Genomic DNA, 4880 nt, shown 5'->3' with positions numbered 1-4880 from the left:
CCCCAACACGCCCTTCTCCTATTCTTGTCGCGAACACCCCCACCACCAGCCCCCCCACACGGGGACCCCCCCCCCCCCCCCCCCCCCCCCCCCCCCCCCCCCCCCCGCTCCCCGAAGAGGTGCAGCACTACAGCCAGTTCTCGGCGATCGTCAGCACCCGCACCGCCCGCTCGGCCGGAGCCGCCGCGGCCCGCTCGCTGCTCGCCCACCTGCGCGGGCCGCTCGCCGCCGAGGCCTACACGCGCACCCTGCTCGACCCGGTCACCACGTACTGATCCGGTAACCGGGTCGGTGTTCTCCGGCCCGGTACTCAGTGCTCGCCGGGGGCAGCCGTCTGGATCCGGTCCTTCGCGCTCGCGAGGTGGCGTCGCATCAGTTCGGCTGCCCCTTCCGCATCCCGGCGTCGCAGGGCCTCATAGACCATCCGGTGTTCCCCGGCCGCGTGGGCGGCACTCGTCTGCCCGCGCTTGCTGAACAGCCGGAAACGCTGCACATGCCCGCCGAGCGCGAGCAGCGCCTGTTCGAGGAAGGGGTTGCCGCTCTGCGCGGCGATCAGCCGGTGGAAGGTGTCGTCGGCCGTCCAGTAGTGCTGGAACCCCTCGGTACGGGTGTCCGCGCTGGACGCCGAGTGGTCCAGGTCGTCGACGGCGGCGCGCAGGGTGTCCAGGAACTCCGGCGTGGTCCGCAGTCCGGCCTCCAGGGTGAGCGCGGGTTCGAGCACCAGCCGTGCCTCGAACAGCTTCCCGATCTCCCGCTCGCTCAGCGCGTCGGCGACCCGGTACCCCTTGAGGGCCTCGCGCCGGACCAGACCGGTGTGCTCAAGCCGTGCCAGCGCCTCGCGTAGGGGCGTCTGACTGACGTCGAGCTCACGCGAGAGCGCGCCGATGTTCAACGGCGAACCCGCGACCCGTTCGCCGGCGATGAACTGATCGAGCAGCACCCGGTACATGCGATCGGCAATGGGCTCACGCGTGGAACCAGACCTGGTCGACACAATCCTCCTCGCGGGAATCAGACAGGATGAGGCACGGTGATGTGCAAAGGACACAGATCATATACCGGCATCCCTCCCGGCCGACGGCCTGATCGGCTCGTCCTGGTCGAAGTGCAGGCCCAGCTCGGCGTCCGAGGCGTCGTTCGGGTCCTCCTGGAGCCGGCGCAGCGGGTAGACCTCCTGCGAGGTCTCGCCCTTCGCCACCAGCGCGTCGAGCGACTCCACGGACGGCGTCTCGACCGAGCAGGAGCCGTACCGCTCGAAACCCGCGCGGATGACGTCGAGCCAATGCTGCTCGACGAGCCGCACTTCAGGAAGCCGCTCGGGTCTTGGCTGTCATCGCCGCACCCGTCTTGAGGGGCCCGCCTTGTGAGAGGTGGGGCGTTGCGGTCGTTTTCCGGAGAGGAGTTGACGCACCAACTGGTGCAGCGAAACCACCCCGGTGATCGGTGGCAGGCCTGCGACGATCACATCGGGGATGGTCGGTGAGGCGTCGGCCACGCACAGGCCGGCCGCCGTGGCGGAGAAGGCGACCACCACGACCCACGAGTGCACGGGCCGACGTCCGTCCAGCGCGGCGTGCAGTACCGACAGGCAGCCCACCAGCCACGGCCCGTAGATGACCAGCGGCCACAGGTGAGGAAGTCCGCTCGGCGCTCGATTGAGCGCCAGGTTGCGCAGCGGGTCGTAGGCGAGTAACCAGCCCAGCACGCACACCGCGATGACGGTCATGGTGCTGAGTGCCACGAACAGCGAGCCGAGGACCTGTGACCAGGTGGCCTCAGCGGGGGGCGTGCGCCGTCGGTGTCGGGAGATCGGGCGTCTGGGGTCGGCGCCGGACAGGCCTGGATCGCTGACGGGAGCGCGGGGGTGCGGGACGAAGGGACTCTCCGGGTCCCAGGTGCCCAAGGCTTCGATGGTCGGGTACGTGGGCAAGTCCTCCGGTTCGAACTGGGTGGCGCCACCCTGCGGGGGGAGGAAAGCGGCTCTCGGGTCATACACGGCGCCCTCCATGTCCTAGCCGTCTCCGCCGGGCGACGGTTGCCCGTCCGGCGCGCATCTCGGTCGTCATGCGCCGGTCGGGACCGGCTCCGCGCCACAGCGTCTGGCGAAGTCCTCCTCGAGCTGACGGAGCGTCCGCAGGAAGTCGGCCAGGTAGCTGGAGCAGTGGTGCAGGACGACCCGTTCGCCGTTGCATGACAAGTAGCCGATCCGTACGTCACCCGCCGGGTTCCGCCGATCCGGGACGAAGAACCACTCGCCGAGCCTGGTTGCCGGCTCCTTCGGCAGACGGTGCGGCAGAGTCATTGGTTGGCACATTGAACTCATGCCCCATCAACGAAATGGCTGCCGGGATGCGTATCCGGCATCCGGGCGTCGTTCCATATTCACCATTCCGGCGCTCTCCGAAAATACCCGGACTGGTTCAGGCCCGGCTGCGTTCCGGGGCCCGCCCGGGCTGTCGCAAATTCCTGTGTTGGTGCAGACGGGCCCCTGGGGGATGTCCAGGCGGTCGAGCGGGCGCGTGAAGGGCCAGTGGGAGGTGTGCCGGCACCAGTGGTGAAGGCGGTGTCGTGGTCGGAGTGGACCCGGTTCTCGATGTTCGACCGGAGCTTTGCCGCGTTCGTGACGGCCTGACCCGCGCCCTTGGTACCGCCGCTACCTGCGGACTCACATGACCGGCCCTTTACTTTCGGCGCCGGAAAATGGATTTCCGGTGAATCCTGATTTCCACCTGCCTCCCGGGTGGCAAATGGTCGGTTCAGTGAGCCGCTGCCCGCCGGCCGATTACCGTGGAATATGGGCGTCGTCCCATATGAGTTTCCGGTGCGGCTCGTCAAACCTCCCCGGAGATGCGGGCCGTGGCGTAATTCATCTCGATGGCGGCGCTCCCTGAAATTCCCCAGGGCGCACGCCCGGCGCTCGATCCTCCCTCTATTCGTTCGGAGTGGTCGTGTAGCATTTGCGGCCGTACGGGGATCGCTCAAATTCGGGCCCCGCCTGCGAGTGAAGTCCAGGTTGTGAGGAGCAGCGGATGCTCACCAAGGAGGAATACGAGAATGTGCGGGACCTGCACCTGCAGGGATGGTCCATCTCGGCCATCGCCCGGCACCTGGGGCATGACCGCAAGACGGTAAGGCTCTACCTCCGCGGGGAGCGGACCGTGGGGATCCGCAGCTCGGCCCAGGACCAGCTCTCCGCTTTCCTCCCGTACTGCCGGCAGCGACTCGCGGACGATCCGCACCTGCCGGCATCCACGCTGTTCGACGAGGTCTCGGCGCTGGGCTATCCGGGTGGATATTCGACCTTCACCCGGGCCGTACGCAAGCACCGGGTCCGGCCTGCCTGCGAGTTCTGCGGCTCAGCCGGGTTCGGTGACGGCGGTGTTGCCCCGCGTCCGGCGGACGAGAAGGTCCGGTTCGAGTGGCTGGAGCTTCCCGGGCCACCGGCGGAGTGGGACGGCAGGAGCCCGGCCCGTCTGCTACTGGGCTCGGTCGCCCGGCCGGATCGTTGGCGCGCCGTGATCGTCGAAGGCGGAGAACTCCCGCAGCTCGTCGAGGGGATCGACCAGGTGCTGCGGCGGCTGGGCGGTACCACCGGATGCTGGCGGTTCCGCCGGTCGCCGACCGTGTGGTGCGTGGACACCGGTCGGGTGACGCCGGCCTTCGCGCGGGTGGCCAAGTACTACGGCGTGACGGTCAAGGTCTGCCGGTCCGACCGGGTCAGTGCCATGGACGCGGCCCATCGCGCCACCGTCCAGAACTGGTGGCTCACCGTTCCGGACGGTCGCTCCCTCTGGAGTGCCCAGGAGAGCCTCGACCGGTACGCGTCCGCCCTGGACGGCCGCGGCCGCACGGTCGGCGACCCGGACCAGTCGGCTCCGGCGACGGCTCTGCTGGACCTGCCGGGCACCCCGTACCCGCTCCAGAGCTGCGTCGACCGCACTGTCATGCCGCAGGGCTTGGTGCCCTATCGCGGGAACTTCTACGCGGTCTCGGCCGATCTGGCCGGCGCGGAAGTGCACGTCCGGCGACGCCTCGGGGAATCGTTCCTGTCGATCACCGCCGCGAGCGGAGCGGTCATCGCCTGCTACGCACTGGCGCCGCAGGGTGCTGGGCTGAGGCTGGTCGACCGCGACAGGGCCATCGTGTTGGAACGCCCGGTCCGCCCGCCCCGTGTCGAGGCCCCACCCTGCCCGCGTGGCAAGGACCACCTCCCGCTCTCCCCGGCGGCTCGGGCCGAGGCCGAGGCCCTGTACAGGAATGGCTTGGCGCCAAGGCCCCAAAGGTCCTGACGAAGCCAGGTCGACCACGCCCCGGAAGCCCGCCCCGGCACCGATCGGCGTTGCACCTGCACCCTCGCCGCCCTCGCCCGGCCGCGTGACCGTGCCGGAAGTGACCTCCTCGGACCGCAAGCCGGTCTGGCCGGCTCCGGGAGGCGAGCCTCCCGGGCGGCGCCCCGGATCGAGAAGCGGCGGCCGGGCGCTACCCGGCCTGCCCTGGAACCGCGCGGGATCGTCAGGATTCCGGCGTACGACACCTGCGCAGCGGCGAGAGCGCCGTCGTCCCACTGGCGGCGCTTCCGTGTTCGGTCGTGCGGCAGAGCCGGTGACGGTGGAGGTCTGGCCGGGGTCGTGCTCCGCATCCGGACGTGTCGGAGGTGCCGTGGTCGGGAGCGGGGTCATCTTCTGTGCCTGGCGGCCCAGATGATGGCGGCGGCGAGGATGAGCGCCGCACGGGTGTGGTTCGGGCCGGCTGCCGTTCGGTTGCGGCCTGGCCCATCCGTCGGGGTGGTGATGCTCAGGGTGAGGTCGTTGTCGGCGAGGTTGCGCAGGATGTTGCGGCTCTGCTGGAGGGTGCCGGGGGCGGCGATGATGAGTTCGAGG

The 4880-nt window shown here is 69.7% G+C and carries 7 protein-coding genes; 2 read left to right on the top strand and 5 right to left on the bottom strand.

What is annotated here, in order from left to right; translation table 11 throughout:
• The first annotated feature begins 119 nt into the window (after nt 1–119).
• A complete protein-coding gene (locus AC07BF_RS31980) occupies nt 120–275 on the top strand; it encodes a hypothetical protein (RefSeq protein ID WP_478319412.1) in 156 nt (51 codons plus the stop codon).
• Between the two features lie 35 nt (nt 276–310).
• Here AC07BF_RS31980 and AC07BF_RS31975 read toward each other — a convergent pair whose 3' ends face one another.
• The 4 genes from AC07BF_RS31975 to AC07BF_RS31960 form a co-directional block, all read right to left on the bottom strand.
• Entirely contained in the window at nt 311–949 is a 639-nt protein-coding gene (locus AC07BF_RS31975; RefSeq protein ID WP_363589270.1) for a GntR family transcriptional regulator, read from the bottom strand.
• A 102-nt stretch (nt 950–1051) separates the two neighbouring features.
• Nucleotides 1052–1303, bottom strand: a complete 252-nt coding sequence (locus tag AC07BF_RS31970; protein ID WP_363589272.1) for a class-II aminoacyl-tRNA synthetase family protein — start codon at nt 1301–1303, stop codon at nt 1052–1054.
• Between the two features lie 27 nt (nt 1304–1330).
• Complete coding sequence (locus AC07BF_RS31965) at nt 1331–1741, bottom strand: DUF2637 domain-containing protein (protein ID WP_363589274.1); 411 nt, start codon at nt 1739–1741, stop codon at nt 1331–1333.
• Nucleotides 1742–2062: 321 nt separating this feature from the next.
• The gene (locus AC07BF_RS31960) at nt 2063–2302 is read right to left on the bottom strand and encodes a hypothetical protein (RefSeq protein WP_363589276.1); all 240 of its coding nucleotides are present in this window, start codon (nt 2300–2302) and stop codon (nt 2063–2065) included.
• A 727-nt stretch (nt 2303–3029) separates the two neighbouring features.
• On the opposite strand from AC07BF_RS31960, the gene AC07BF_RS31955 reads away from it, so the two are divergent.
• Nucleotides 3030–4289 (top strand): terminase gpP N-terminus-related DNA-binding protein, encoded by a 1260-nt coding sequence (locus AC07BF_RS31955; protein WP_363633341.1) that lies wholly within the window; start codon nt 3030–3032, stop codon nt 4287–4289.
• A 386-nt stretch (nt 4290–4675) separates the two neighbouring features.
• On the opposite strand, the gene AC07BF_RS31950 is transcribed toward AC07BF_RS31955, so the two are convergent.
• Nucleotides 4676–4880 (bottom strand): hypothetical protein (locus AC07BF_RS31950; protein WP_400812487.1); only part of this gene is annotated, 205 nt, incomplete at its 5' end.

It is taken from the genome of Kitasatospora sp. NPDC043950, assembly GCF_056435345.1.
This window is presented reverse-complemented; position numbering and strand designations above follow the sequence as displayed.

Bases quoted from the DNA above. Each gene is read 5' to 3' on its own strand.
- AC07BF_RS31955 (WP_363633341.1), top strand. From the start codon at position 3,030: ATGCTCACCAAGGAGGAATACGAGAATGTGCGGGACCTGCACCTGCAG.
- AC07BF_RS31975 (WP_363589270.1), bottom strand. From the start codon at position 949: ATGTACCGGGTGCTGCTCGATCAGTTCATCGCCGGCGAACGGGTCGCG.
- AC07BF_RS31960 (WP_363589276.1), bottom strand. From the start codon at position 2,302: ATGACTCTGCCGCACCGTCTGCCGAAGGAGCCGGCAACCAGGCTCGGC.